The following is a 26,594-nucleotide window of genomic DNA, read 5'->3' on the forward strand; positions in this document are numbered from 1 at the left end:
GCCGCCTCGGCCGCGCGGGCGCGGTCCCAGGGTGGGATCCAGGCCGCTGCCTGTTCGGCCAGGGACGACTCGCGGCCCGGGTCGGCGCCGCTGCGCTCGGTCACTCCTGCTCCTTCACCGCGTCGGCGGGTGCTTCTTCGGCCGGTTTCTCCGGCGTACCCGCGTATTCGTCGACCTTGATCTCGCCCACCGCGTCGCCGCCGATCCAGCGGACCGTCAGTTCGCCGAGCGCCTGCACCTGTTCGAAGCCGATCAGGTTTTCGCGGTAGAGCTCCAGCAACGCCAGGAACCGGGCGACCACCTCGAGGGTGCTGTCGCAGTCCATGGTCAACACGCGGAACGTCGCCGTGCCGGAGCGGCGGATGCGGTCGCGCAGCAGGATGGCGTGCTCGCGGACGCTGACCTTGACGTCGTGGATGTGCGCGATCGAGACCGTCGGCGGGGCGGCCTTCGGGGTCATGGCCCGGATGGCCAGCTTCAGCAGGCGGTCGGGGCCGATGCCGAGGACCAGTTCGGGCAGCGCCTCCGCGTACCGCGGCTCGAGCGAGACCGCCCGCGGATAGCGCCGGGCGCCTTCCTGCTCCAGCATCGAGATGTGCGCGGCCGCCTCTTTGAACGCCTTGTACTGCAGCAGCCGCGCGAACAGCAGGTCGCGGGCCTCCAGCAGGGCCAGGTCCTCCTCGTTCTCGACCTGGGCGGCGGGCAGCAGCCGGGCCGCCTTGAGGTCGAGCAGCGTCGCGGCCACGACCAGGAACTCGCTGGCCTCGTCGAGCGGCCAGTCGTCGCCCATCGCGCGGATGTAGGCGATGAACTCGTCGGTGACCTTGCTCAGCGACACCTCGGTGACGTCGAGCTTGTGCTTGCCGATCAGCTGCAACAGCAGGTCGAACGGGCCGGTGAAGTTGGCCAGCCGCACGGTGAAGCCGGTCGCCGGGGCGGCGTCGGGCGCCAGGGCGTCGGCCGGGACCGATCCCTCGACGACGACGGGTGACGGCACGGCCGCACCGGGTGGTTCACTCACCGTTCGACCGTAGTCCACCGCCGGAACGGCGCCGCTCACGCCCACCTCACCCGCACCATCAGCACCGGCGATCGCCGGCTGGGAACAGAAGCTCAGCGCTCAGCTTGCGCGGCGATGACCTCTCGGGCGAGCTGGCGGTAGTTGCGGGCGCCGGACGACGCCGGGTCGAGGGTGGTGATCGGCGCGCCGGCCACCGTCGACTCGGGGAACTTGACCGTCTTGGTGATCACGGTCTGGTAGACCTTGTCGCCGAACGCCTCGACCACCCGCTGGAGCACCTGTCGGCAGTGGGTGGTGCGGCTGTCGTACATGGTCGCCAGGATGCCTTCGAGCTCGAGGTCGAAGTTGAGCCGCTCGCGCACCTTGTCGATGGTGTCGAGCAGCAGCGCGACACCGCGGAGGCTGAAGAACTCACATTCCAGCGGGATCAGCACCCCGTGGGCGACGGTCAGCGCGTTGATCGCGAGCAGGCCGAGCGAGGGCTGGCAGTCGATCAGGATGTAGTCGTATTCCTTGCGGACCGAGCGCAGCACCCGGGCCAGCGCCATCTCGCGGGCGACCTCGTTGACGAGCTGGATCTCGGCGGCCGACAGGTCGATGTTGGCCGGCAGCAGGTGGAGCCCGGCGACGTCGGTCTTGATCAGCACGTCTTCGGCCTCGACGTCGTCCTGCATCAGCAGGTTGTAGACCGACAGGTCGAGGTTGTGCGGGTTGACGCCGAGGCCGACCGAGAGCGCGCCCTGCGGGTCGAAGTCGACGAGCAGCACCCGCCGGCCGTATTCGGCCAGGGCCGCACCGAGGTTGATGGTCGACGTGGTCTTGCCGACGCCGCCCTTCTGGTTGGCCAGCGCGATGATCCGGGCCGGGCCGTGCCGGTCGGTGGGCATCGGCTCGGGGATCGGCTTGCGCATCGTGTAGGCGGCCGGGTCGGCCGGACCCAGGTCGGCGCCGAGGTCGAGCGACGACTGCTGCTCGCGGAGCTGCGACGTCCATGTCTCGGCACGATCATTGCCAGCCATGTCCCTGCCAACCCCCTCCCGACGAGCGTCTCCAACGCCGGAGCCCCGACTGTACGCCACGTCCCACCAGCCTCGGGTGCACCATATCGGCGTGTCGACACGCCATGCCGCGGGTGTCAGCTATGCGCCCGCGGGTGGGCTGTGGCGTAGACCTCACGCAGCCGCTCCACCGTGACCAACGTGTATACCTGCGTGGTGGTCACGGACGCGTGCCCGAGCAGTTCCTGCACCACCCGAACGTCGGCGCCGCCGTCGAGCAGATGGGTCGCGTAGGAGTGCCGCAACGTGTGCGGCGACACCGCCCGCGCGCCCTCGACCGGCAGCCCCGCGGCGGTGGCGGCCCGGCGCAGGATCGACCACGCGCTCTGCCGCGACAGCGGCCCGCCGCGGGCGTTGCGGAACACCTCGGGCCCGCCCCGGCCGGCCGCCATCAACAACGGCCGGGCCCGCACCAGGTAGGCCTGGAGCGCGGCCCGGGCATAACCACCGACCGGCACGATGCGGGTACGGCCGCCCTTGCCGTGCAGGGTGACTGCGCCGGCCTCCAGGTCGAGGTCGTCGACGGCGGCACCGACGGCCTCGGAGATCCGCGACCCGGTGCCGTAGAGGAACTCCAGCAGCGCCCGGTCGCGCAACTCGAGCGGCCCGTCGCCGGGCACCGACTCGATCAGCCGGAGCACCTCGTCGACCTCGAGCGCCTTGGGCAGCCGGCGGGGTAGGCTCGGCGGCTTCACGTCGCGGCTGGCGTCGTCGGTGGCCAGCCCCTCGCGTACCGCGAAACGATGTAACCCCCGCACCGCCGACGTGGCGCGCGCCGCGGAGGCCGCCGACAGCGGCGGGTGCCGCTCGTCGCCGTCGCGCAGCGCCGCGACGTGCCCGGCGATCTCGGCCGACGTGGTCGCGGCGAGGTCGTCGACCCCGCGCGCGGCCAGCGTCGCCAGGTAACGATCCAGATCCCGGCGGTACGAGGCCAGCGTGTTGCCGGACAGCCCACGCTCGACGGTGAGGTGGTCGAGGTAGGTGCGGACGGCGCGGCGCAGCGCCGGTGACGGCTCGGGAGCGTCACCGGCGCCAACCATTGCAGCAGGCCCGGTCAGGCCAGGACCTCGGCCAGCGGCAGGTGCTTCATGCCGTGTGCCTCGGCGACCGGGCCGTAGGTGACCTGGCCGTCGAAGGTGTTCAGACCCAGCGCCAGCGCCGGGTCGCGGCGCAGCGCGTCGCGCCAGCCGCGGTTGGCCAACTCCAGCGCGTAGGGCAGCGTGACGTTGGTCAGCGCGTAGGTGCTGGTGTGCGGGACCGCGCCGGGCATGTTGGCCACGCAGTAGAACATCGACTCGTGGACCTTGTAGGTCGGGTCCGCGTGCGTGGTCGGGCGCGAGTCTTCGAAGCAGCCGCCCTGGTCGATCGAGATGTCGACCAGCACGCTGCCCGGCTTCATCCGGCTGACCAACTCGTTGGAGATCAGCGTCGGTGCCTTGGCGCCGGGCACCAGCACCGCACCGATCACCATGTCGGCGTCGAGCACGGCGCGTTCGACCTCGTACGCGTTGGACGCGACGGTCTGCAGGTGGCCCTGGTAGATCGCGTCGGCCTGGCGCAGCTTGTTGATGTTGCGGTCGAGCAGCAGCACCTCGGCCTGCATGCCGAGCGCTATCGCGGCCGCGTTCATGCCGGAGACGCCGGCACCGATCACGACGACCTTGGCCGCGTACACGCCGGAGACGCCGCCCATCAGGATGCCGCGTCCGCCGCCCTGCCGCATCAGCGTGTAGGCGCCGACCTGCGGTGCCAGCCGCCCCGCGACCTCGGACATCGGGGCCAGCAGCGGAAGCGCGCGGTCGGCCGTCTCGACCGTCTCGTACGCGATGCCGGTGACCTTGCGGTCGATCAGCGCGTCGGTGCACTCCTTGGAGGCCGCGAGGTGCAGGTAGGTGAAGAGCACCTGGCCCGCCCGCATCCGGTGGTGTTCCTCGGCGATCGGCTCCTTGACCTTGAGCACCAGGTCAGCCGTGCCCCAGACCTCGTCGGGGCCGGGCAGGATCGTGGCGCCCGCGGCGGCGAACTCGCCGTCGATGATCGACGAGCCGAGCCCGGCACCGGACTCGACGAAGACCTCGTGCCCGGCGCGGACGAACTCGTGGACGCCTGCCGGGGTGATCGCCACGCGGTACTCGTGGTTCTTCACCTCGCGTGGGATTCCGACCTTCACATTGACACCTTCTCTCCCGCGGTCGCCCGGTCACCGTTGACAGGGCGGTCATCGCGTCGGCGGCGAGTCTAGGGCGCCCGGGTCACGGGTCGGCCCCCACCTCGCGCGGACGCGCCTTCAGTATTGCCCGAGGCCCCTGATCAGCACACGCGGCGTGATCTCCCTTGCTCCGCACCCCCTGAACGCTAGTTCAGGCTGCGCCGTGGGCCAGGGCTAGCGGACCAGCGGGGTATGCGCGTCGCGCAGCGGGCGCCACTGCTCGTCGCGGGCCCGGGCCGCCGCGAGCAGCCCGGCCACCGCCGCGGCGTTGGTGATCTCACCGCGGAAGATCATCGCCACCGCGTCGTCGAGCGGCACCCACTGGACGATCAGCTCGGCCTCCTCGTCGGAGCGCTCGAACCGGTCGGCGTCGGCCACCGGCGACAGGCCCCGGGCCAGGAACAGCCGGATCAGCTCGTCGGAGAAGCCCGGCGAGGTGTGCAGGTCGATCAGCAGGTCGAGCCGCTCGCAGCGCAGGTCGGCCTCCTCGGCCAGCTCGCGCCGGGCGGTGTCGGGCGGCGGCTCACCGGCCACGTCGACCAGGCCCGCGGGCAGCTCCCAGAGGACCTTGGCGATCGGGTGCCGGTACTGCCGCACCAGCAGCACGTTGCCGTCGTCGTCGAGCGGGACCACGCCGACGGCACCGACGTGCCGCACGTAGTCCCGGTCGGCCTGGCCACCGCCGGGCATGCTGACCCGGTCGGTGACCACACTGAAGATCGGGCCATGGAACCGCTCGACCCGGTCGAGCACCGCGTACGCGTGCACCGACGTCACGAGGCTGCCGGCGCGCTGCCGTTGCTGGCCAGCTCCGGCTCGTTCGACTCGTCCAGCTGGTCGACCGGGAGCTGGTCGGCCAGCGAGTAGGCCACCGCCGCCTTCACGAACGCCGCGAACAGCGGGTGCGGCCGGGTCGGGCGGCTCTTGAGCTCGGGGTGCGCCTGCGTGGCCACGAAGAACGGGTGCAGCTCGCGGTCGAGCTCGACGAACTCGACCAGCCGGCCGTCCGGCGAGGTGCCGCTGATCTGCAGCCCGGCCTTGGTGAGCGCGTCGCGGTAGGCGTTGTTGACCTCGTACCGGTGGCGGTGTCGCTCCGAGACGTCGGTCGTGCCGTAGGCCTCCGCGACCAGCGAACCCGGGGTCAGCACGGCCGGGTAGGCGCCGAGGCGCATCGTGCCGCCCAGGTCACCCTTGCCGGCGACGATCTGCTCCTGGTCGGCCATCGTCGCGATCACCGGGTGGCCGGCGGTCTCGTCGAACTCCAGCGAGTTGGCGTCGGCCAGGCCGGACAGGTCGCGGGCCACGTCGATCGTCATGCACTGCAGGCCCAGGCACAGGCCCAGCGTCGGGATGCCGTTCTCGCGGGCGAAGTGCGCCGCGCCGATCTTGCCCTCGATGCCCCGGACGCCGAAGCCACCCGGGATCACCACGCCGTCGACGCCGGCCAGCGCGGCCGCCGCACCCGCCGGGGTGGTGCACTCGTCGCTGGGCACCCAGCGGATCTGCACGCGGGACCGGTGGTGGAAGCCGGCCGCGCGGACCGCCTCGGTCACCGACAGGTAGGCGTCGGGCAGGTCGACGTACTTGCCGACGATCGCGACGGTCACCGTGTGCTTGGGGTGGTGCACCCGCTCCAGCAGGTCGTCCCACTTGGCCCAGTCGACGTCGCGGAACGACAGACCGAGGCGGCGTACGACATAGGCGTCCAGCCCCTCGCGGTGCAGCACCTTCGGGATGTCGTAGATGCTCGGGGCGTCCGGCGCGGCGATGACCGCCTCGCGGTCGACGTCACAGTAGAGCGAGAGCTTGTGCTTGAGCTTCTCCGGGATCTCCCGGTCGGAGCGGCAGACCAGCGCGTCGGGCTGGATACCGATGTTGCGCAGCGCCGCGACCGAGTGCTGGGTCGGCTTCGTCTTCAGCTCGCCCGACGGCGCCAGGTAGGGCACCAGCGAGACGTGCAGGTAGAAGCAGTTGTCCCGGCCCACCTCGTGGCGGACCTGGCGGATCGCCTCCAGGAACGGCAGCGACTCGATGTCGCCGACCGTGCCGCCCACCTCGGTGATCACCACGTCGGGGGTACGGCCCTCGTCGTCGGGATCGCCCATCGCCCGGATCCGGGCCTTGATCTCGTTGGTGATGTGCGGGATCACCTGGACCGTGTCGCCCAGGTATTCGCCGCGCCGCTCCTTGGCGATGACCGCCGAGTAGACCTGGCCCGTGGTGACGTTGGCCTTCCCGGACAGGTCACGGTCGAGGAAACGCTCGTAGTGGCCGACGTCGAGGTCGGTCTCCGCGCCGTCGTCGGTGACGAAGACCTCACCGTGCTGGAACGGGTTCATCGTTCCGGGGTCGACGTTGAGGTAGGGGTCCAGCTTCTGCATCACGACCCGCAGGCCGCGCGCGCTCAACAGATTGCCGAGGCTGGAGGCGGTGAGGCCCTTGCCGAGCGAGGAGGCGACACCCCCGGTGACGAAGATGTGTTTGGTCAGCCGTCCTGAAGGGGCCAAGGCCTGCTCCCGTGGTCGTTTGTCAAGGTCGAGATCATGCGATCCACGGGTCTCCACGGTAACACGTCCTCATGGTCACGCCGCGCCGACACCCTTCGCGACCTCGACCGACGCCGGCTCCTCCGGCGGTCGGGTGAAGTCGCTCGCGTGATCGAGCACCCGTAGAGCGGTCAACGCGGCCATCGGCACCGCCACCGCGGCCGCCGCACCGGCCAGGTCCAGTCCCGTGCCGCCGAGCACCCCGCCCAGCAGCACGGCCACCCCGACGCCGACGGCGCCGGCCCGGACCGAGGGGTAGAGCCCGTACGCCCGGCGCAGGCCACCCCAGTTGCGCAGCAACGCCAGCCACAGCAACGCGACGCCCACCAGGGCCAGCAGGGTCAGCGGGCTGCCGACCAGCGCGTCCAGGCTGGCCTTGCTGGTGCGCTGCAGGGTGGTGCCGCCGGTGCCGTCGCCGAGCGCCTCGACGAACCGGCCCAGGCTGCCGCGCTCCCCGGCCGGCCGGCGCATCTCGATCCAGGCGAACGCGGTCGTCACCGCAACCCCGGCCACCGACGCCGCCGCGAGCCGGCCCAGCGTGAGCCAGCCCCCGGTGCTGAGCGCTGTGGCGATACACACACCGGCGGTCAGCGCGACGGCACCGATCGGGTCGGAACCCAGGTAGGGGCTGCCGACCAGCAGAATGCCGAGGCCGCCGACGACCACCATCACGAGCGGGCGCCAGGGCCGGGCGAACCGCTGGGCCAGCGAGCCGGCACCGAGCAGGACACCGGTGACGAACACCCCAAGACCGACCGTGCCGACACCGGAGTAGCGGTTGCCCTCCAGCACCGAGTAGCCGGCCACACCGTTGAGCTGCAGCGTGCCGCCGGTCAGCAGGTCGAGGCCGACGACCGCGCCGGCGATCGTGACCACCATCGAGACCGGCCCCAGCGTGCGCCGGAAGGCAGGAGCGAACCGGACCGCGGCGGTGCCGGCGGCCAGCACGAAGGCCACCACGGCCGCGAACAGGTAACCGGGGTGCCCTCCCCGCCACCACGGCACCAGGTCGGCGACCAGCGCCGCCGGAATCGCCAGGGCGGAGGCGACCAGCAGCACCTCGACGGTGTCGGTGATCGGCTTGCCGACGGTCTGGTCGTCACCGACATGCCGGCGCGCCCGCCGCAACAGCGGCAGCACGGTCACCGCGAGCCCCAACTGCACCGCCGCGAGGATGCCGAAGAACCAGGTCGCGACCGTCTTCTGGGCGCCGGCCTCCCGGTCGGCGTCGGCCGGGAAGGTCACCGCCTCGGGCAGCTTCTCCGGCCGGCCAGGCACCGAGGTCGCCGGCTGGCCCACGAACAGCCGCTCCGGCATCGGCCGGTCGAGCGTGGCCAGCGCGGTCGGCGCCAGGTCGACCAGTTGCACGTAGCCGTCGCGCCCGGTGCTCGGCGAGGTCAGCCAGCCGCCTTCCCAGCCCGGCCCGTCGGCGATCGCCACGTGCAGCCGGCTGGCCTGGTCGGTGTCGGCCAGCCCGGCGACCATGATTAGCGAGTTGTCGGGCCGGGCGGCGAGCACCCGGGCCAGGGTGGCGTCGGCGCGGGCCGCGGCCGTCTGCCTCTCCGTGGGATCCTCGCCGGTCACCGACCCGAGGTCGACCATGCTGAGCACGCACTGGCCGAGCAGCTTCCTCGGGTCGGCCGGCAGCTCGGGCTGGTAGGTGTCGACCCGCCCGTAGGGCCGCGCGGCGGCGACGGCGGCACCGGGCCCGACGGCGACCGTGCAGCGCACCGACTCGGGCAGCGCGCCCGGCACCGCGCCCCAGGTCAGCGTCTGCTGGTTGTATTGCACGGCCTGCCGGTCGAGGTCGGGCAGGAAGGCGCCGATCTTGTCAGGCCGCTGCACGTCGACATTCAGCGGCGGGCAGGCCCCGTCAACCGGCGTGGTCCGCTTCCACCCGGCGAAGTTGCCCGCGCCGAGGGTCAGCCAACCGTCGACCGGGCAGGTCGGCTTGAGTGCCGAACGCACCGACAGCGAGCCGATCGAGCCGTGCTCGGCCAGCCGCCACAGGTTGGGCGTGCCCGTCTCGGTGACGTCTTCCCAGCGCAGCCCCGGGATGCCCACCAGCACCACGTAGTCCGCGGACCGCTTGACCTCCGCGGTGGCCGGGCGCATCGAGAGCGCGGCCAGGCCGCCGGCGAGGGTCAGGACCACGAGGAGGTACGGGGTGAGCCGGCGGATCATGTCGGCGCGAACTCTGCGTAGATCCCGGCGATCTGGGCGACGGTGGCGGCCTCGGTCGGCCACGTCTTGGCGCGCAGGAGCCCGCGCGCCCGGTATTCGGCGCGCTTCGCCTCGTCACCCAGCAGGTCTCGCACCGCCTCCGCCACGGCCGCGACGTTACCCGGCGGAACCAGCAGGGCCGCGTCGCCGACCAGGTCGGGCAGCCCACCGACAGCGGTGGCGACCAGCGGCACACCGGCCCGCAGCGCCTCCTGCGCGAACAGTTGGCGGGCCTCCCAGTCGCTGGTGACCACGGCGACGTCGGCCGCCTCGAGCAGGTCGGCCACATCACCGCGGTGCCCGAGCAGGGTGACCGGAGCGTGCGCGGCGGAGATCAACGCGGCCAGCGGCAGGTAGGCCGGCCCGGAGCCGGCGACCAGCACGGCCGGGACCGGCCGGATGTCGCGCCAGGTGGCGGCGGCCTCGACCAGCACGTCGTAGCGTTTCTGCGGGTGCAGCCGGCCGACCGAGAGCACCACGGCCTGGTCACGGTGCAGCCCGAACTCGGCCCGGACGGCGGCCCGCCCCCGGCGCGGCTCGGGCAATTCCGGCGCGGCGACCGGCGCGAGCCGGGCATCCCGGGCGCCGAGCGCTTCGGCCCGCTCGACCAGGTCTTCGGAGGCGCCGAGGCAGACGTCGGCGTTGCGGGCCACCATCCGCTCCGCCAGCCGGCTGGCGTAGCCACGCAGCCGGCGGGCCAGGACGGCGTTGTGCCAGGTGACGACCAGCGGCTGGCGCGGCTTGGCCAGCACGGCGACCAGCCCGGCGCGCAGCCCGTGCGCGTGGACGACGTCGACGTCGCCGGCCAGCACCTTGCGCAGAGCACCGACCGCACGGCCGTCGTTGAGGGTCGGGTTGGGCGGGATCTCGACCGGCACGAACCGGGCCGCGCCGGCGGCGACGAAGTGGAACTGCGCCTCGGTGGCCGCGGGCCCGGCGACGGTCACGGTGGCGCCGGCCGCGGTGAGCCCGCGGACGAGCGAGGTGACGTGCTGGCCCACACCGCCGGTGCTGGAGGCCAACACGAGGCAGACGGCGCCGGCCCAGCCGTTCCCCCGTTTGGCGTCGGTCACGCCACCATCCCCCTCCCCCGTGCACCGCGACCCTTGGCCAGCGCGGCCACCCGGGTCGTGCGGCGATGCTATCGGGACCTTGGCTGCTCCCGGTGCCGATGAAGCCGGTCCACCGGGTCGTTGTCGTTGTTCGGTCACTCCCGCGCCGCGCGGAGTTCATTCTCGGTGATGCCCTCCCGGCGGGACGAAGTGGACCCATCCATCGACGCATCTCATGCTCATGACCACCGTCACCACCCGTAAGGCATCCTAGGACGGTAGTCCTTGCTCTGCACCCTTATGGGCAGCACCTGACCGCTTCTCCGGGTTGCCACCACACCGCGCCGCCCGCAGGGTGGCCTGCGACTCCCACTCGCTCTGCCACCGTCTCGCCGGGCGCCGCCGCCGTATCCCGGCTCGCCGCACCGCCGTATCCCGACTCGCCGCACCGCCGTGTCCCGACTCGCCGCACCCCGGGACCGCCGCCGTATCCCGGCTCGCCGCACCGCCGTGTCCCGACTCGCCGCACCCCGGGACCGCCGCCGTATCCCGGCTCGCCGCACCGCCGTATCCCGGCTCGCCGCGTCGCCGTGTCCCGACTCGCCGCACCCCGGCACCGCCGCCGTATCCCGGCTCGCCGCACCCTGCGAGCCCGCCGCACCCGCGGCTCAGCCCCCGCCCGCCCGCCGCTGCGAGCGGCAGCCCGCGCCAGCCCTCCCAACGCCGCGTCACGCCAGCGGCCGGGCCGACATGCCCGCCCTTCGAGTCCGACCGCGGATCGAGGAAACGTCGCTATAGGTGCAACCTCTTACCAAGATCTCGCAATGAGGCCGCTCGCGCACTGGCATCGACGTCCGTGCGGCGACCGCCGTCAGGCCCGCGAGACAAGGAGATCGCGAAGCACAGGCAGAATCGGTTCCACACACCACCGAACGAGCGTTCAAACGCTGCCCATGAGGGTGCAGAGCAAGCGGCAAACCGCCCGCCTACCCCGCCGCACCCGCCGACCGCCGGCGGCGCACCCGGCGGCGGACAGACGCCACGCCGGGACGGACGTCATGCCGGTCGAGCGGATACGCGACAACCAGGAAGACCAGCACCACCACGACCCCGGCGACCGCGCCGTGCCAGAGGGCGTCGGGCTTGCTCGCCGGATGGCCGCCGCTCAACGCGTCGGCCACCGCCCACCCCGCCGCCGCGGCAGCCACCCCCGCGGTCAGGCCGACGAGCAGCGCCCGGGAGAAGCCGGCCAGCGCCGCCGCGCCGGCCCGGCGGTGCACCGCCAGCACCAGCAGCGCCCCGAGCACCAGCATCCCGATCGAGTTGGCCAGCGTCAGGGCCAGCAGCCGGCGGTCCGTGGCCAGCCCGGCCGCCAGTACGAACGCGGCCACCGACACCGTCGCCCAGCCGATCGCCGTGGCGGTGGCGGCGGGGCGGGGCAGGCCGCGGGCGTACAACGCTCGGGTGAGCATCGCGAACAGCCCATAGCCGATCAGCCCCGGCGCGAAACCGGCCACCGCGCCGCCCAGGCCGGGGAGCGCGAAGAACCCGGCCACCGGCTCGGCCACCGCGAACAGCGCCGCCGCACCGAGACAGCTCAGCAGCAGCACACCGCGCGCCGCCGGGGCGAGCCGCGATCGATAGCCGGCGTCGTCGCCGGTGCTGTGCGCCGTCGCCAGGGCCGGATACGCCGCCGTCGCCACCGGCACGGCCAGGATCGCCCACGGCAGCAGGTAGACCGCCTGGGCCACGGTGAAGACGACCACGGTCCCTTCCGGGCCCTGGTTGGCCAGCCGCAGCGTGACCACGACCGCGATCTGCTGCAGGCCGACGGTGACCACTCCGGCGCCCGCCAGCCGCAGCGCCGACCGGCCCGCACCGCCGGGGAACCGGTAGCTCGGTCGGAGCCGCACCCCGAGCCGGCGCACCGGGATCACCAGGCAGAGCGACAGCACGACCACGCCCAGGGTGGTGCCGACCGCGAGGATGAGCTGACCGCCGACACCGACACCGGGCACGTCGGCGCGGGCCCCCTCGACCGCCGCGAACACGCCGTAGCTGGCCGCCACCACCACGCTCGACATCAGCGGCGCCAGCACCGGCCAGGCGAATCGCCGGTGGGCCTGGAGCACGCCGGTCAGCACGATGCCCACCCCGTACAGCGGGAGTTGGGGTGCGAAGACCCGCAGCATGAGGACACCGGCGTCGCGGGCGGCGGCCGGCGGGTGGGAGGCGAGGCCGTCGACGATCGGGCCGGCCAGCAGCGCCACCGCCACGGCCAGCGGCACCAGCACCGTAAGGGTCCAGGTGAGCAGCGCGGAGACCGTCGCGGTCTCGGTGCGCCGGTCGCCCAACGACACCGCGCCGGCCAGCAAGGGCACCACCAGGGCCGCGAGCGCGCCGCCGGCGACGATCTCGAAGATGATGTTGGGGACGGTGTTGGCAGTGACGTAGGCGCTGCCCAGCAGGGTGGAACCGACACAGAACGCGAGCACGGCGGTACGCCCGAAGCCGGCGACCCGGCTCAACACGGTGAGCCCGGAGATCAGTCCGGCGTTGCGGGCGACGCGCGAATCACCGGCGGCCGGGGTCGGGCCGTCGGGGGTGGCGGTGCTGGGAGGGGTGGTCACGCTCACGTGGTCAGGGGCGGCGTCCGAGCGCGTCGAGCTCGCGCAGCACCGGCGTCCGCTGGATGACCTGGGTGAAGCTGACCCGCTCGCTTGCCGCGGTCAGGCCGGCCAGGCCGGCCAGCAACGCGGCCCGGCCGGCCGGGCCGGTGCGGGCGGCCAGCGCCACCCCGAGCAGCGCTCCGAACGCGTTGGCGCCGGCGTCACCGAGCATCGCCCGCTCGCCGAGATCGTCGGGCAGGACCCCGGCCGCGGCGCCGAGCGGCCCGGCGACCAGACCGCGGGAGCGCCCGGCGGCCAACGGCGCGGCGACCAGGGCGCCCGCCTTGATGGCCCGTCCCGGCCGCAGGTCGAGCAGGTTGAACAGGTTGGCGGTGCCGGAGATGACCCCCGCGCCGAGCGCGACGTCGGCCACGGTGCCGAACCGACCTCGGCCCGGACGGGAAGCGGCGAGCAGCGCACTGGCCGCCAGCGCCGCCGTGCCGACCCCTGCGATCTTGACGAGGCCGCTGGTCACCCGCCCCTCGCGGAGCGCGCCCAGATGGCCCTTGAAGCCCTTGGCCTTGTGCTCGGGGCGACCGCCGACGACGTCGTCGTAGAAGCCGACCGCGCCCGACCCGAGCCCGGCGACCAGGGCCGCCCCGGCCGCGGGCGCGCTGCCGGCGCCGGCCGCCGCGCTGACCGAAGCCCCGATGGCCAGCGCCGGGCCGGCGGCCAGGCTCACCGTGTTGCCCCGGAAGTTGGTGCGGTCGAGCCCACCGACGCCCGCCAGGGCGCGCAGCACCGCGCGGGCGGTCATGCTCCCGAGGGTGGCCAGGGCCAGCGTGCGGCTCATTGCGGCGGCTGCGGCATCATCGAGCCGGCGCCGGCGCCCATGCCGTACTGGCCGGCCTTGCCCTGGTTGACCATCTCGGCGGTGGCCAGCGCGGTGACCAACTGGCCCTGCGTGGTGTTGGCGTTGTCGACCGTGCTGATCGTCTTGACCAGCGCGCCGTCGCCGCGGACCGCCGCGACCACGTTGCCGTCGCTGGCGCCGTTGCCGGCCACCACGACCGCGCCCATCTTGTCGAACTGGCTGACCATCGTCACGACGGCCTGGTCCTTCTGGGCCGACTCCTTGTCGACGTAGGGCAGGCCGGTCACGATCACCACGGCCTCGGCCGGCTCGGTGACCTTGTCCTTGCCCGCGTCGGCGTAGCTGATGTATTTGGCCTTCTCGTAGGCCGTCAGCAGCGCGGTCAGGTCGGCGGCGCTGGGCGGCGCGGTGCCCAGGGCGCGGTCGAGGACCGCGCTGGCCAGCAACGCGCTCGCCGTCTCGACGCCGTCGCTGTTGCTCGGCAGGCCGGTCGCCGGGATGGTCGGCTGTGCCGCCGAGGACGCCAGGTAGAGCAGTTCCTGGGCGTTGTCGGGCACGAAGAACGAGTCCTGCATGTCGATCCGGCCGGTGACCGTCGCGCCCGCGGTGGTCAGCATCTGGCGCACCGGGTCAGCCTGGTCCCGGCCGCTCGGCAGGGTGACCATGAGGATCTTGCGACCGGTGAGCTTGCCGGGGAGGACGACCTGGGCCATCTCAGCCGCGAAATCTTCCTCGCGCTTGACCTCTTCCTGAAGGCTGGAGAACGAGTCCCGTAGCTGGGTGTTGTCTTTGCGCAGCTCGGAGACGCGTTGGTTGAGCGAGTCGGCAACCGGGCCGTTGAGCGCCGCGGTGCCGACGACCAGCCCGATGGCCAGTGCGAGGAACACCGCGGTGAGTGACACCACGTGGTACCGGAAATTGATCACGCTTATGTATGCCTTCTGATTCGGTCGGGAACACCCGCTCCTTAGCTGAAGAGCTGTCCCAGTTGGAAGACCAAATTGTTCCACCACTCGGAAAGCACACCGAGGTAGGCCTTCCCCACAGTGGAGACGGCCACTGCCGAAGCCATGGCGGAAACGGCGCTGAGCACCAACAACAGCAACGAGGAGCCGGAGATGCTCTGCCGGTAGAGGCGGCTGACGCCCTTGGCGTCGACCACCTTGCCACCGACCTTGAGGCGGGTGAGGAAGGTCGACGCCATCCCGCCGCGACCCTTGTCGAGGAACTCGATCAGGTTGTTGTGGGTGCCCACCGCGACGATGAGGGTGGCGCCCTTCTCGTCGGCGAGCAGCATCGCGACGTCTTCGCTGGTCGCGGCGGCCGGGAAGGTCAGCGCGGAGAGCCCGAGCTGGTGCACCCGGGCCAGGCCCGGAGCGCGACCGTCGGGGTAGGCGTGGACGATCACCTCGGCACCGCACCGGAGCACGTCGTCGGTGACCGAGTCCATGTCACCGATGATCATGTCGGGGGTGTAACCGGCCTCGACCAGCGCGTCCGCACCGCCGTCGACACCGATCAACACCGGCTTGAACTCACGGATGTAGGGGCGCAGGACGTCGAGGTCGTCCTTGTATTCGTAGCCGCGCACCACGATCAGGCAATGACGCCCGGCGATGCTGGTCTCGACGTCGGGCACCCCGACCCCGTCGAGCAGCAGGTCACGTTCCTGCTTGAGGTATTCCATCGTGTTGGCGGCGAACGCCTCGAGTTGCACCGACAGCCCCTCGCGGGCATCCGCCATCGCTTTGGCGACGGTGTCGGTGTCCTGCCGGGTGCCGTGTGCGATCGGCTCGCCGCCGACGAACACGGTGTTGCCGTCGATCCGCAGCGCGTCGCCTTCGCGGATCTGCTGGAAGACGCTCTCACCGAGGTCGTCGATCAATGGGATGCCGGCCTTGACCAGGACCTCTGGCCCGAGGTTGGGGTAACGGCCGGAGATCGAGGGCTTGGCGTTGAGCACCGCGGTGACGCCGACCGCCACGAGGGAGTCGGCGGCCACCCGGTCGAGGTCGACGTGGTCGATGACGGCGACGTCGCCCGGCCGCAACCGGCCGACCAGACGCTTGGTCCGGCGGTCGAGGCGCGCGGTGCCGGTGATTGTGCCCGGTTCGGCGCTCCGGGTCCGGCGCAAGGTGGGTAGACGCATCGTGACCATCCTGGCATGTCCGGCGAACTAATTCTGTCCGCGACATGCCTGAGCAGGGGTGCTAGCTGTGGCACGCGTCGCTGTGGCGCGTGCGCCACTGCTCAGCGAACCATGCGGGCGCCACCCGCGGCGGTGGCCCGCGTCACACCTTGCCCTTCCGCGGCTCCCTTCACCCGCCCACGATGTGCGACAGCCGCTGGCTAGCTGCGGCGTTCCCTGGCCGCCACCGCGAGCAGTTCCTCCGCGTGGGCGATACCCAGATCGGAGTCGGGCAAACCCGCCAGCATGCGCGCCAGCTCGCGGGCCCGCTCGGTGTCTTCGACGACCCGCACGCCGCTGGTGGTGACCGCGCCGCCGGTATCTTTCGCGACCACCAGGTGGCGGTCGGCGAACGCGGCGACCTGGGGCAGGTGGGTCACGACGAGCACCTGGTGGGTGCGGGCGAGCCGGGCCAACCGGCGACCGATCTCGACCGCCGCCCGGCCGCCGACCCCGGCGTCGACCTCGTCGAAGACCAGCGTCGGCGGGCCGCCCGCCCCGGCGAAGACCACCTCGATGGCGAGCATCACCCGGGACAGCTCACCACCGGAGGCGCCCTTCTGCAGCGGCAGGCTGGGCGCGCCCGGGTGGGCCAGCAGCCGCAGCTCGACCTCGTCGGCACCCTCGGGACCGATCCCCGCGCCGGCCAGCGACGGCTCGCCCTTGCTGGGCAGCACCGCGACCTCGACCCGGGAATGTGGCATCGCGAGCCCGGCCAGCTCGACGCTGACCTGCTCGGAGAAGCGGCCGGCGGCCTCCTTGCGGGCCGCGGTGACCCGGGCGGCCAGCGCCGCGGTCTCGTCTTCGAGCCGCTGCCGCTCGCGGTCGAGCTCGTCGAGCAGGTCGTCGGAGGTGTCGAGCTCGCCCAGCCGGCCGCGGGCCCGGTCGGCCCAGGCGATCACCCCGTCGACGTCGTCGGCGTATTTGCGGGTCAGCGCCCGCAGCTCGGCCCGACGCTCGTAGATGGTCTGCAGGCGGTCGGGGTCGGCGTCGAGGCTGTCGAGATAGGACGACAGCTCGGCGGTCACGTCACCGATCAGGGTGGCCGCCTCGTCGAGCCGCGCGGCCAGGTCGCCCAGCTTGGCGTCGACGCCGGCCTGCCCCTCCAGCGAGCGCTTGGCCGCGCCGAGCAGGCCGGTCGCGTGTGGCGCCTCGTCGGCACCGTCGCCGGCGACGGCCTGGTAGGCCGCGATCGCCGCGACCCGCAGCCCCTCGGCGTGCTCGAGCCGCTGCGCCTCGGCCTTGAGGTCGTCGTCTTCGCCCGGCTGCGGGTCGACCCGGGTGATCTCGTCGAGCCCGAGCCGCAGCAGGTCGGCCTCCTGGTTGCGCTCGCGGGCATTGCGTCGCCGATCGGCCAGGTCGTCGGCCACCGCGCGCCAGCGGGTGTAGGTCTCCCGCATCGCGCCGAGCAGCTTCTCGTGGTCGGCGCCGGCGAACCGGTCGAGGGCCGCCCGCTGCTCGGCCGGGCGCAGCAGCCGCAACTGGTCGGACTGGCCGTGCACGGCGACCACCTGCTCGCCGATCTCCGACAGCGTCGAGACCGGCATCGACCGGCCACCCACGTGGGCGCGGGACCGGCCCTCGGCGGTGACGGTGCGGCTGAGCAGCAGCGAACCGTCGTCGTCGGGCTCCGCACCGGCGTCGCTGACGCGGGTGTGGACGGTGGTCGCCAGCGGCTCGGCGAGCCGCAGCCGCCCCTCGACGACCGCACGGCCCGGGTCGGCACGCACCCGGCCGGCGTCGGCCCGCCCACCGAAGAGCAGGCCCAGGCCGGTGACCACCATGGTCTTGCCGGCGCCGGTCTCACCGGTGATCACGTTCATGCCACCCGCGAGCGGCAGCGTCGAGTCGTCGATGACCCCGAGACCGGTTATCCGCAACTCTTCCAGCACAGGACACGACAGTAGTGGCGGGGTCCGACAGTTGACCAGCCGTGCCCGCCGCCAGCCCAAACTGACCACCCCCTTTCCCGGAAAACCTGTTCGCCCGCCGGCCGCTCAACCGCCATTTCCAGGAAACGGGGCTCGCATCGCGGGCCGCGACCCGCTGGCGTACTTTTTGCGGGTGAACGAGCAGCGCCGGGCCTTCGGTTGATCTCCGCGGAGTTCAAGGCCGCCGCGCCCGAACGACTGGCCGGCGCGGTCGGCACCCGGGTGGTCCGGCTCGGCGACAGCGCGCTGGTCGTCGCCGGCTCAACCGACCACCTGCGCGACGTCGCGGCCGGCCCGTTCGCCGCCGAGCCGACCCGCCGGGTCCGCATCGTGGTCGCCTACTGGCGGCACACGCCCTGGTCGGCACCGGTCGCACCGGCACCCCACCTGGTCCGGCACCGGGTCGCCCGGCCTCACCTGCGCCGCGGCACGGCCGTCGTCACACTGCGCTACGCGCGTCCGGTGCCCCTCGGCGACGCCGTCCGCAGCGCGCTGACCGCCCTGGCGCCCACCCACCCGCGGGTGCCGGTGCGGACCCATCGCACCAGCTTCGACGCCACCCGGATCAACCCCCGCGGCCGCCGCCCGGCCGCCTACCGGCCCGACGCGCCACGGCTCGTGCTGGACTCCCCCGGCTTCGACGCCACGACCCTGGCCCGGCTACGCGACACGAGGACCGTCACCGTCGGCGCCGGCACCGGTCCGGCCGCCCTGGCCGCCCTCTGCGCGACCGGCGTGCTGGTCGACGCCGCGGCCGTGCCGCCAAGCACCCGCGCCGCACTGCACCCCGACCTGCTGACCCTGCTCGACGCCCCGGCGCCCGCCGGCGACCCCCTCGCGATCGAGGCGCGCAGCGTGCGGCAGCGCCGGGCCGCGCTGCGCCACCACGCGGCCGGGCTGGCGGCCACCGAACCGCCGCCGGTCAGCGCGATCCTGGCCACCCGCCGCCCCGAACTGCTCGGGCCGGCGCTGGCGATGCTGGCCGGGCAGACGTACCCCCGTCTGGAGATCGTGCTCTGCCTGCACGGCGTCGCCGCGCCGCCGGGCCTGGCCGCCGCGCTGGGTGGGCGCCCGCACCAGATCGTGGAGGTGCCGGCGGAGGCCAGCTTCGGCACCGCCCTCGGCCTGGCCACCGCGCGCGCCGGCGGCACGCTGGTCACCAAGGTCGACGACGACGACACCTACGGGCCGGAGCACCTCTGGGACCTGGTGCTGGCCCGCCACTATTCCGGCGCGACGCTGGTCGGCAAGGGCAGCGAACTGGTCTTCCTGGAAAGCCGCGGCACCGTCCTGCGCCGCCGCTCGGGCGTCCCCGAAGCGTTCGGCGAGATGGTCTCCGGCGGCACCATGCTGCTCGCGAAGGCCGACGTCACGGCGGTCGGCGGCTGGCGCCCGGTGCCCCGCTCGGTCGACCTTGGTCTCATCCAGCGGCTGGTGCGCGCGGGCGGCACGATCTACCGAACCCATCCCCTCGGGTACGTCTACCACCGCCGCGCCACCGGTCACACCTGGGACCCGGGCGTGGACTATTTCCTCCAGAACGCCTCGGCCACCTGGCCCTCGATCCCGCCCGACGCGCTGGCCTAGACGCGGCCGCCGCGCCAGCCGCCGACCGGCAGGCCGAACTTGGCCACCAGGCGATCGGTGAACGGGCGCGGGCGCAGCCGGACGATCCGCACGGGAAGCGTGCCGCGGTTGACCGTGACCCGCGCGCCGGGCGGCAGGTCGTAGACCCGCCGGCCGTCGCAGCAGAGCACCGCCAGCGTGGTGAACGGGTCGACGGTGATCGAGAACGTCGAGGTCGGCGCCGTCACCAGCGGCCGGCTGAACAGCGCGTGGGCGCTGATCGGCACCAGCAGCAGCGCCTCGACCTCGGGCCAGACCACCGGGCCGCCGGCCGAGAACGCGTAGGCCGTGGAGCCCGTTGGCGTCGCGCAGACCACGCCGTCGCAGCCGTAGCGGGACAGCGGCCGGCCGTCGACGTCGACCAGCAACTCGAGCATCTGGGCCCGCTGTCCTTTTTCGACGCTGACCTCGTTGAGCGCCCACGACTCGACCACCTGGCCGCCGGGGGTCAACTCGGCCCGCACGTCGAGGGTGAGCCGCTCGTCCACCGTGTAGTCGCGGTTGACCACGTCGCGGACGGCCTGGTCGAGGTCGTCGATCTCCGCTTCGGCCAGGAAGCCGACCTTGCCGAGGTTTATCCCGAGCAGCGGCGCCTTGGCCGGGCGGGCCAGTTCGGCGGCGCGCAGGAACGTGCCGTCACCGCCGAGCGCGAACACGATCTCGGCGCCGTCGGCGGCGTCCTGGTCGCTGCGCGGCACGACGCCGGGCACCTCGAGGTCGTCGGCCTCGTCGGCCACCACCCGCACCTCGAAACCGGCCCGGATCAGATCGGCGGCCACCGTACGCGCGTGCTCGGTGCTCCGCCGCCGCCCCGTATGGGTGACCAACAAAGCTATGCGGCTCATGCGCGTGCCTCGCTTCGCGGCGCGGGGCATGAGCCCGACCGACTGAGCTGGCTGATTCGCTCGCTGCGCTCGCTCATGCCGCCTCCTCGGGGACCGCCGTGGGGCCGGCGGCGACGACGGCGCGCACCTCGTCGGGGTCGACCGGTGGCGCGTCACGCCGGAACCAGATGAAGAACTCGACGTTGCCGCTCGGGCCGGGCAACGGGCTGGCGACCACGCCGGCCACGCCCAGCCCCAGATCGGCGCCGGCGGCGGCGACGTCGAGCACCGCTTCGGCCCGCAACTCCGGCTCGCGGACGACGCCGCCGGCGCCGACCCGTTCCTTGCCAACCTCGAACTGCGGCTTGACCATCAGGGCCAGGTCGCCGTCCTGTTCGGTGCAGCCGGCCAGCGCCGGCAACACCAGCCGCAGCGAGATGAACGAGAGGTCCGCGACGGTCAACGAGACGGGACCACCGATCAGACCCGGTTCGAGGGTACGGACATTGGTGCGCTCGAAGACGCGTACCCGCGGATCGGTCCGCAGTGACCACGCGAGCTGCCCGTAGCCGACGTCGACCGCGACCACCTCCGCCGCCCCCGCACCGAGCAGCACCTCGGTGAAACCGCCGGTGGAGGCGCCCGCGTCGAGGCAACGGCGGCCACCGACGGTCAGCCCGCGCGGGCCGAAACCGGCCAGCGCGCCGAGCAGCTTGTGTGCGCCGCGCGAGACGTAGGTCGGGTCGTCGCCGGTGACCAGCACCGGGTCGGCCGGGTCCACCATCGCGGCGGCCTTGCGGGCCACCACGCCGTGCACCTTGACCCGGCCGGCGTCGACGAGTTCGCCGGCCTGCTCGCGCGACCGGGCCAGCCCGCGGCGGACCAACTCGGTGTCGAGACGGTTTCGACGAGCCATGGCCAGTGCGGCTCAGGCCTGGTCGATGGTCGCGAGGGTCTCCCGCAGGGTGCGGTAGGCCGCCTCGTACTCGGCGATCTGATCGGCCGGCGACAGGTCCGCCGCGTTGGTCATCGAGCGGATCGCCGCGTCGACCGCCGGGTGCCCGGACAGCCCGTCGCCGGCCGGCTGCGGCTCGACCGGGGCCGGCCGGGCGAATATCGCCGGGCTCGGTGCGCCGGAACCGGGCGGGTTCGCGGCGCCGCCGGAAAACGTCATGCCGCTCCGCCCGCCTTCTTCGCCGGTGCCTTCTTCGCGACCTTGCGGGGCGCGGTGGCCGGCTTTTTCGCCGGGGTGGCGATCGGCTCGGCGGAGCCCAGGTCGTCGGCGATAGCGGCCGCGGACGGCGGCGTCGTCTTCTTCACCGCGGTCTTCTTGGCGACGGCCTTCTTAGCCGGTGCCGCCTTCTTCGCCGGCCCGGACGCGGCGCTCGCGGGTGCGGTCTTCTTCGCCGGCCCGGACGCCGCGCTGGCCGGTGCGGTCTTCCTGGCCGGTGCCGTCTTGGCCGGTGCGGCCTTGGCCGCTACCGGCTCGGTCGTCGCGGCGGTCCCGGCCGCGGTGGCCTTCTCGGCCGCGGTGGCCTTCTCGGCCGCGTCGGCGCGGGCCCGCTCGGCCCGCAGTTCGACCTCGAGGTCACGGAGTCGGGTGTTGAGCTCGGCCACCTCGTCGGCGGTGGCCAGACCGACCCGCCCGAGTGCCTTGTCGACCTCGAACCGGACCAGCTTGGTCAGCGCCGCACGGTTGGCCGCGCTGGTGGTGACCATCTCCTCGGCCATCGCCGTGAGCTGTGCCGCCGTCGCGCCGCTCTTGCCGACGAGCTTGCGGGCGACCTTCTCGGCCTTCTTGCGCGACGTCTCCGTCGCGCCCAGGGCCAGCTCCAGGTATGCCCGCCACGCGTCCTGCATCGTTCGATCCTCTCCCACGGAGTAAGGGCCACTCACGATGGATCCGCCGGAAATCCGCCGGCTCGGGCTCCACGCTACCGGGCGCCCATCGGGGTCTTGTGCGGTACCGTGCCGGGAGATCACGTGGCGCGGAGAGGAGCGGCAGTTTGGCCACCGTCGACGAGTGCCGGGACGCGATGCACGAGCTGGCGGCGAGGCTGGCCGGCAACGCCGAGGCGCAGAGCCGGCTCGACCTCGAACGCTCCGTGGCCTGCCGGCTGACCGACCTCGGCACCGCTTTCCACGGCCGGTTGCACAACGGGCAACTGGTCGACATCACCGACGGCGACGACCCCAAGGCGAAGATCGCGCTGACCCTCAAGAGCGACGATTTCCTCGCCCTGGTCCGCGGCAAGCTCGACCTCACCCGCGCGCTGGCCAGCGGTCAGATGCGCATCAAGGCCAACCCGTTCGACCTGCTCAAGCTGCGCAAGCTGCTCTAGAGTCCCAGCGCCCGCAATGCGCTCGTGGCCTGGTCGTCCGCCCCGCGAAGCGTGCTGACGTCGGTGCCGTTCCACGCGGCTGCGGCGATGGTGCGCAGGGCGGCGATCGGGTCGCCGTGGCCGTGCAGCTTGCCGTCGGCGACCTGCCAGCTGCCGCCTTCCGCGATCGCCAGCGTCTCGACATCCTCGAACAGCCCCGCCAGGTCCGGCGCGACGTAGGTCGGCCGCTGGTGCGGTGGCGCCGCGATCAGGTCGCGGGGCTGGCTCACGCCGGTCAGCACGAGCAGGCTGTCGAGCCCGGCGCCGACCGCGCCCTCGATGTCGGTGTCGAGCCGGTCGCCGACGACGATCGGCCGGTCGGCGGCGTCGCGCTTGACCGCTTCTTCGAAGAGCACCGGCTGCGGCTTGCCGATCACCTCGTCGGGCTCCCGGTCGAGGGCCGTGCGCAGCACGGCGACCAGCGAGCCGTTGCCCGGCAGCGGACCGCGCGGGCTGGGCAGGGTGCGGTCGGTGTTGGTGGCGATCCAGAGCGCGCCGGCCCGCACCGCGAGCGCGGCCTCGGCCAGGATGACCCAGCCGACCTCGCGCCCGTAGCCCTGCACCACCGCGACCGGCTGGTCGTCGGCGCTGCCGACCGGGGTCAGCCCGGCCTCGACGACCTCCTGGCGCAGCGCCTCGGCGCCGACCACCAGCACCCGGGCCCCGGGTTCGAGGCGGTCACCGAGCCGCCGGGCCGCGGCCGCCGCCGAGGTCAGCACCTCGTCGGCGGCGGCCGGCACACCGAGCCCGGTGAGCAGGTCGGCCACCTCCGACGCGCGCCGGCTGGCGTTGTTGGTCGCGTAGGCGATCGACCGGCCCGCGTCGTGCAGCCGCTTGACCGCCTCCACGGCGCCCGCGACCGCCTTGTCGGACAGGTAGATGACCCCGTCCAAATCGAAGATCACCAGGTCGTACGCGTCGGCGAGCCGACCCCGCGGCGGTGTGCTCATGGCTTGTCGTCGTCGACCTCGGGCAGGACCTTGCGGTCGTCGTCGAGCCCGTCGTCGCCCGGTTCGGAGTCGATCTCGGCGTCGACCGGGACCTCTTCGTCCTCGTGGCCTTCGGCGTCGAGCTCGACCGGCTCGTCGTCGGCCTCGTCGTCGACGGTCTCGACCGGCACGTCGTCGGGGGCGACCTCGGACGGCAGCGCGGCGGTCACGACCTCGACCGGCTGGTCGTCGTCGGTCCCGTCGCCCTCGTTCTCGTCGACGTCGTTGGCCAGGTCCTCGTCGATCTCGGCGTCGACGGCCGCGTCGTCGTCGGCCTGACCCTCGGCGTCGAGCTCGGCGTCGTCCTCGTCTTCGTCGTCCTCTTCGGACTCGTCCAGCTCGGCTTCGAGGGCGGCCTCGTTCTCCTGGGCGTCCTCGTCGAGCTCGGCTTCGACGGCGGCGCCGTTGCCCTCGGCGTCCTCGTCGTCGTCCTCGTCCTCGTCCTCGTCGAGCTCGGCTTCGAGAGCGGCCTCGTTCTCCTCGGCGTCCTCGTCGTCGTCCTCGTCCTCGTCCTTGTCGAGCTCGGCTTCGAGAGCGGCCTCGTTCTCCTCGGCGTCCTCGTCGTCGTCCTCGTCCTCGTCCTTGTCGAGCTCGGCTTCGACGGCCTCGTTCTCGTCTTCGTCGTCCTCGTCGCCCTCGATGAGCACGCCGTCGAGTTCGAGCAGCCGCTCGGCCGCGTCGGTCTCGCCGTCTTCGTCGGCCTCGGCGGCGCGGGCGAACCACTCGCGTGCCTCGTCGCGCCGGTCGGCGGCCAGCAGGGCGTCGGCGTAGGCGTAGCGCAGCCGCCCCGCCCACGGCTCCTCGTTGCCGCTGGTCAGCTCGCGGACCTGGAGCATCGCCACGGCCGCGTCCTTCTGCCCGAGGTCACCCCGCGCGCCGGCGGCGACGATGAGCAACTCGACGGCGTCGGCCGAGCCGAGCGCGGCCCGGTCGGCACCCCGGTAGAGGTCGATCGCCCGCTCCGGCCGGCCCAGCGCGCGCTCGCAGTCGGCGAGGACGGCCAGGTGGTCCTGCCGCCCGGTCATCCGGTGGTAGGTGCGCAGTTCGCCGATCGCGACCTGCCACTCACCGGCGTGGTAAGCAGCCAGCCCGACCGCTTCCCGCACCGCCGCGATCCGCGACGCGAGCCGGCGGGCGGCCAGCGCGTGCGCCAGCGCCTCGTCGGGGTCGTCGTCGATCAGTTGCCCGGTCGCGACCAGGTGCCGCGCCACGATCTCGGCGACGGGCTTGTTCAGCCCGAGCAACTCGGCACGGACCTCCTTGTCGAGGTCGGCGGCCGTGATGCCCTCGGGGATCTGCGGACCGGTCGGCGTCGCCGGCCGCTCCTCGAAACCCTCGCGCGGCCCGCGGTCGTCGCGGAAGCCACCGTCACGCTGCGCCGGCCGGTGGGTCCGGTCACCGCCACGGTCGTCCCGGTCGCGGTAGGGACGGTCGCCACCGTCACGCTGGCCCGGGCGGAAACCACCCCGGTCGTCGCGCGGACCCGAGCGGAAACCACCCCGGTCGTCGCGCGGCCCGGACCGGAAGCCACGGTTGTCGCGGTCGCCGTAGGTACGGCCAGCCCGGTCGCCGCCACCGGACTCACGTGGCCCGGAGCGGAATCCACCCCGGTCGCCGCCGCCGTCCCGGGGCCCGGAGCGGAAACCACCCCGGTCGCCGCCGGACTCGCCGGGGCCGGACCGGAAACCGCCTCGTTCACCGCCACCGTCCCGGGGACCGGACCGGTAGCCGCCCCGATCGCCACCGCGGTCGTCACGCGGGCCGGACCGGAATCCACCCCGGTCGCCGCCGCGGTCGTCGCGCGGCCCGGAGCGGTAACCACCACGGTCGTCGCGCGGCGGACCCGAGCGGAACCCACCCCGGTCGCCGCTGTCCCGGTTGGGACGGTCGCCACCGCGGTAGCCGCCGCGATCGCCACTGTCGCGGTAGGGACGATCGCCACCACGCTGGTCGCCACCGCGGTAACCGCCACGGTCGCCACTGTCTCGATAGGGACGGTCGCCACCGCGGTCGTCACGCGGCCCGGACCGGAAACCACCACGGTCGCCGCCACCGTCACGGGGCCCGGAGCGATAACCGCCCCGGTCGTCGCGCGGACCCGAGCGGAAGCCGCCACGATCGTCACGCGGCCCGGACCGGAAGCCACCGCGGTCGCCACCACGGTCGTCACGCGGCGGACCCGAGCGGAACCCACCGCGGTCACCACCGCGGTCGTCACGCGGCGGACCCGAGCGGTAGCCGCCCCGGTCACCAGCGCGGTCGTCACGCGGCGGACCCGAGCGGAACCCACCACGGTCACCACCGCGGTCGTCACGCGGACCCGAGCGGAACCCACCCCGGTCACCACCACGATCGTCGCGCGGCGGACCCGACCGGAAGCCGCCACGGTCAGCACCGCGGTCGTCGCGCGGACCCGAGCGGTAACCGCCGCGGTCATCGCGGGGCGGACCCGAGCGGTAGCCGCCCCGGTCTCCACCGCGGTCGTCGCGGTAGGGGCGGTCGCCGGAACCACGCCGGTCGCCGCCGTAACCCTGGCGGTCGCCACTCGGGCGGTCGCCGTAGCTGGGCCGGTCGCGGTTGGGCCGGTCGTCACGCGCGCCGGGGCGAAAGCCTCCCCGGTCACCGCCGCCGTAGCCGCCGCGACCACCGGAACTCGATCCGCGGTCGCCGTAGGGGCGCCCGCCGGCGCGGTCGTCGCGGCCGCGGTCGCCGCCGGAGCGGAACCCGCCTCGGTCGCCCTGGGGACGGTCACCGCTGTCGCGACGCGGGCGGTACCCGCGGTCGTCGCGGTTACCCCGGTCGCCTTGGTCGCGCGAACGGCCCTCGCCGCCGCGGTCATCGTCGCGGCGATCGCGAGGGGCGTTGCCGCCCTGGTCTGCACTCACGGGGTACATCCTTCCTCATGCCGGAATTGCCGGCACACGCAGTCGAGGGCCGCCCCTATGGGTCGGCCCTCGACTGGAATGATTGTCCGGCGGTGTCCTACTCTCCCACACCCTCCCGGGTGCAGTACCATCGGCGCTGGAGGGCTTAGCTTCCGGGTTCGGAATGTTACCGGGCGTT

General features: G+C 73.2%; 20 protein-coding genes, 1 rRNA gene and 1 pseudogene. 2 read left to right on the plus strand and 20 right to left on the minus strand.

All coding sequences use genetic code 11. From position 1 onward, the window contains the following. Positions 1–100: 100 nt before the first annotated feature. The 13 genes from AB0J74_RS37020 to recN all read right to left on the minus strand — a co-directional run bounded on the left by AB0J74_RS37020 (position 101) and on the right by recN (position 17,672). Positions 101–952: a segregation/condensation protein A gene (locus AB0J74_RS37020; RefSeq protein ID WP_363457404.1), complete on the minus strand. Its 852-nt coding sequence runs from the start codon at positions 950–952 to the stop codon at positions 101–103. Between the two features lie 161 nt (positions 953–1,113). Continuing rightward, positions 1,114–2,040, minus strand: coding sequence for a ParA family protein (locus AB0J74_RS37025; RefSeq protein ID WP_363457351.1), 927 nt, complete (start codon positions 2,038–2,040; stop codon positions 1,114–1,116). A 116-nt stretch (positions 2,041–2,156) separates the two neighbouring features. Next, on the minus strand, positions 2,157–3,119 hold the full coding sequence (locus tag AB0J74_RS37030; RefSeq protein WP_363457353.1) for a site-specific tyrosine recombinase XerD: 963 nt from the start codon (positions 3,117–3,119) through the stop codon (positions 2,157–2,159). 14 nt (positions 3,120–3,133) lie between these two features. Continuing rightward, entirely contained in the window at positions 3,134–4,249 is a 1,116-nt protein-coding gene (gene ald, locus AB0J74_RS37035) for an alanine dehydrogenase (protein WP_363457356.1), read from the minus strand. A gap of 213 nt (positions 4,250–4,462) precedes the next feature. After that, the gene (locus AB0J74_RS37040; protein ID WP_363457359.1) at positions 4,463–5,065 is read right to left on the minus strand and encodes an NUDIX hydrolase; all 603 of its coding nucleotides are present in this window, start codon (positions 5,063–5,065) and stop codon (positions 4,463–4,465) included. Continuing rightward, positions 5,062–6,795, minus strand: a complete 1,734-nt coding sequence (locus AB0J74_RS37045) for a CTP synthase (protein WP_363457362.1) — start codon at positions 6,793–6,795, stop codon at positions 5,062–5,064. The genes AB0J74_RS37040 and AB0J74_RS37045 overlap by 4 nt, the downstream gene beginning before the upstream one ends. Before the next feature lie 75 nt (positions 6,796–6,870). Beyond that, entirely contained in the window at positions 6,871–9,018 is a 2,148-nt protein-coding gene (locus AB0J74_RS37050) for a hypothetical protein (protein ID WP_363457364.1), read from the minus strand. Further along, positions 9,015–10,130, minus strand: coding sequence for a glycosyltransferase family 4 protein (locus AB0J74_RS37055; RefSeq protein ID WP_363457367.1), 1,116 nt, complete (start codon positions 10,128–10,130; stop codon positions 9,015–9,017). Before AB0J74_RS37055 ends, AB0J74_RS37050 begins: the two co-directional genes overlap by 4 nt. Before the next feature lie 965 nt (positions 10,131–11,095). Continuing rightward, complete coding sequence (locus AB0J74_RS37060; protein ID WP_363457370.1) at positions 11,096–12,739, minus strand: lipid II flippase MurJ; 1,644 nt, start codon at positions 12,737–12,739, stop codon at positions 11,096–11,098. Positions 12,740–12,749: 10 nt separating this feature from the next. Continuing rightward, entirely contained in the window at positions 12,750–13,571 is an 822-nt protein-coding gene (locus tag AB0J74_RS37065) for a hypothetical protein (protein WP_363457373.1), read from the minus strand. Further along, positions 13,568–14,518 (minus strand): copper transporter, encoded by a 951-nt coding sequence (locus tag AB0J74_RS37070; protein ID WP_363457376.1) that lies wholly within the window; start codon positions 14,516–14,518, stop codon positions 13,568–13,570. Before AB0J74_RS37070 ends, AB0J74_RS37065 begins: the two co-directional genes overlap by 4 nt. Positions 14,519–14,559: 41 nt before the next feature. Continuing rightward, entirely contained in the window at positions 14,560–15,741 is a 1,182-nt protein-coding gene (gene steA, locus AB0J74_RS37075) for a putative cytokinetic ring protein SteA (protein WP_363457379.1), read from the minus strand. Between the two features lie 200 nt (positions 15,742–15,941). Next, entirely contained in the window at positions 15,942–17,672 is a 1,731-nt protein-coding gene (recN, locus tag AB0J74_RS37080; protein WP_363457382.1) for a DNA repair protein RecN, read from the minus strand. Positions 17,673–17,870: 198 nt separating this feature from the next. Here recN and AB0J74_RS37085 point away from each other — a divergent pair, with 198 nt between their 5' ends. Continuing rightward, positions 17,871–19,298 (plus strand): glycosyltransferase, encoded by a 1,428-nt coding sequence (locus AB0J74_RS37085; protein WP_363457385.1) that lies wholly within the window; start codon positions 17,871–17,873, stop codon positions 19,296–19,298. Here AB0J74_RS37085 and AB0J74_RS37090 read toward each other — a convergent pair. The 4 genes from AB0J74_RS37090 to AB0J74_RS37105 all read right to left on the minus strand — a co-directional run bounded on the left by AB0J74_RS37090 (position 19,295) and on the right by AB0J74_RS37105 (position 22,021). Next, entirely contained in the window at positions 19,295–20,182 is an 888-nt protein-coding gene (locus AB0J74_RS37090; protein ID WP_363457388.1) for an NAD kinase, read from the minus strand. The genes AB0J74_RS37085 and AB0J74_RS37090 overlap by 4 nt on opposite strands. Positions 20,183–20,255: 73 nt before the next feature. Then, entirely contained in the window at positions 20,256–21,077 is an 822-nt protein-coding gene (locus AB0J74_RS37095) for a TlyA family RNA methyltransferase (RefSeq protein ID WP_363457391.1), read from the minus strand. 12 nt (positions 21,078–21,089) lie between these two features. Continuing rightward, a complete protein-coding gene (locus tag AB0J74_RS37100; protein ID WP_363457393.1) occupies positions 21,090–21,335 on the minus strand; it encodes a hypothetical protein in 246 nt (81 codons plus the stop codon). After that, positions 21,332–22,021 carry a hypothetical protein gene (locus tag AB0J74_RS37105; protein ID WP_363457395.1) on the minus strand — a complete coding sequence of 230 codons (690 nt, stop codon included), beginning with the start codon at positions 22,019–22,021 and terminating at the stop codon, positions 21,332–21,334. Before AB0J74_RS37105 ends, AB0J74_RS37100 begins: the two co-directional genes overlap by 4 nt. A gap of 146 nt (positions 22,022–22,167) precedes the next feature. Here AB0J74_RS37105 and AB0J74_RS37110 point away from each other — a divergent pair, with 146 nt between their 5' ends. After that, positions 22,168–22,503 carry an SCP2 sterol-binding domain-containing protein gene (locus AB0J74_RS37110; RefSeq protein WP_363457397.1) on the plus strand — a complete coding sequence of 112 codons (336 nt, stop codon included), beginning with the start codon at positions 22,168–22,170 and terminating at the stop codon, positions 22,501–22,503. Here AB0J74_RS37110 and AB0J74_RS37115 read toward each other — a convergent pair. The 3 genes and pseudogenes from AB0J74_RS37115 to rrf all read right to left on the minus strand — a co-directional run. Next, a complete protein-coding gene (locus AB0J74_RS37115; RefSeq protein WP_363457401.1) occupies positions 22,500–23,492 on the minus strand; it encodes an HAD-IIA family hydrolase in 993 nt (330 codons plus the stop codon). The two genes, AB0J74_RS37110 and AB0J74_RS37115, sit on opposite strands and share 4 nt — an antisense overlap. Before the next feature lie 575 nt (positions 23,493–24,067). After that, positions 24,068–24,742: pseudogene (locus AB0J74_RS37120) on the minus strand (Replicase polyprotein 1ab); the annotation flags it as partial. A gap of 1,758 nt (positions 24,743–26,500) precedes the next feature. Continuing rightward, positions 26,501–26,594, minus strand: a 5S ribosomal RNA gene (gene rrf, locus AB0J74_RS37125); the annotation flags it as partial.

It is taken from the genome of Asanoa sp. NPDC049573, from assembly GCF_040676615.1.
In the GTDB taxonomy this organism is placed as follows: Bacteria; Actinomycetota; Actinomycetes; order Mycobacteriales; family Micromonosporaceae; genus Asanoa.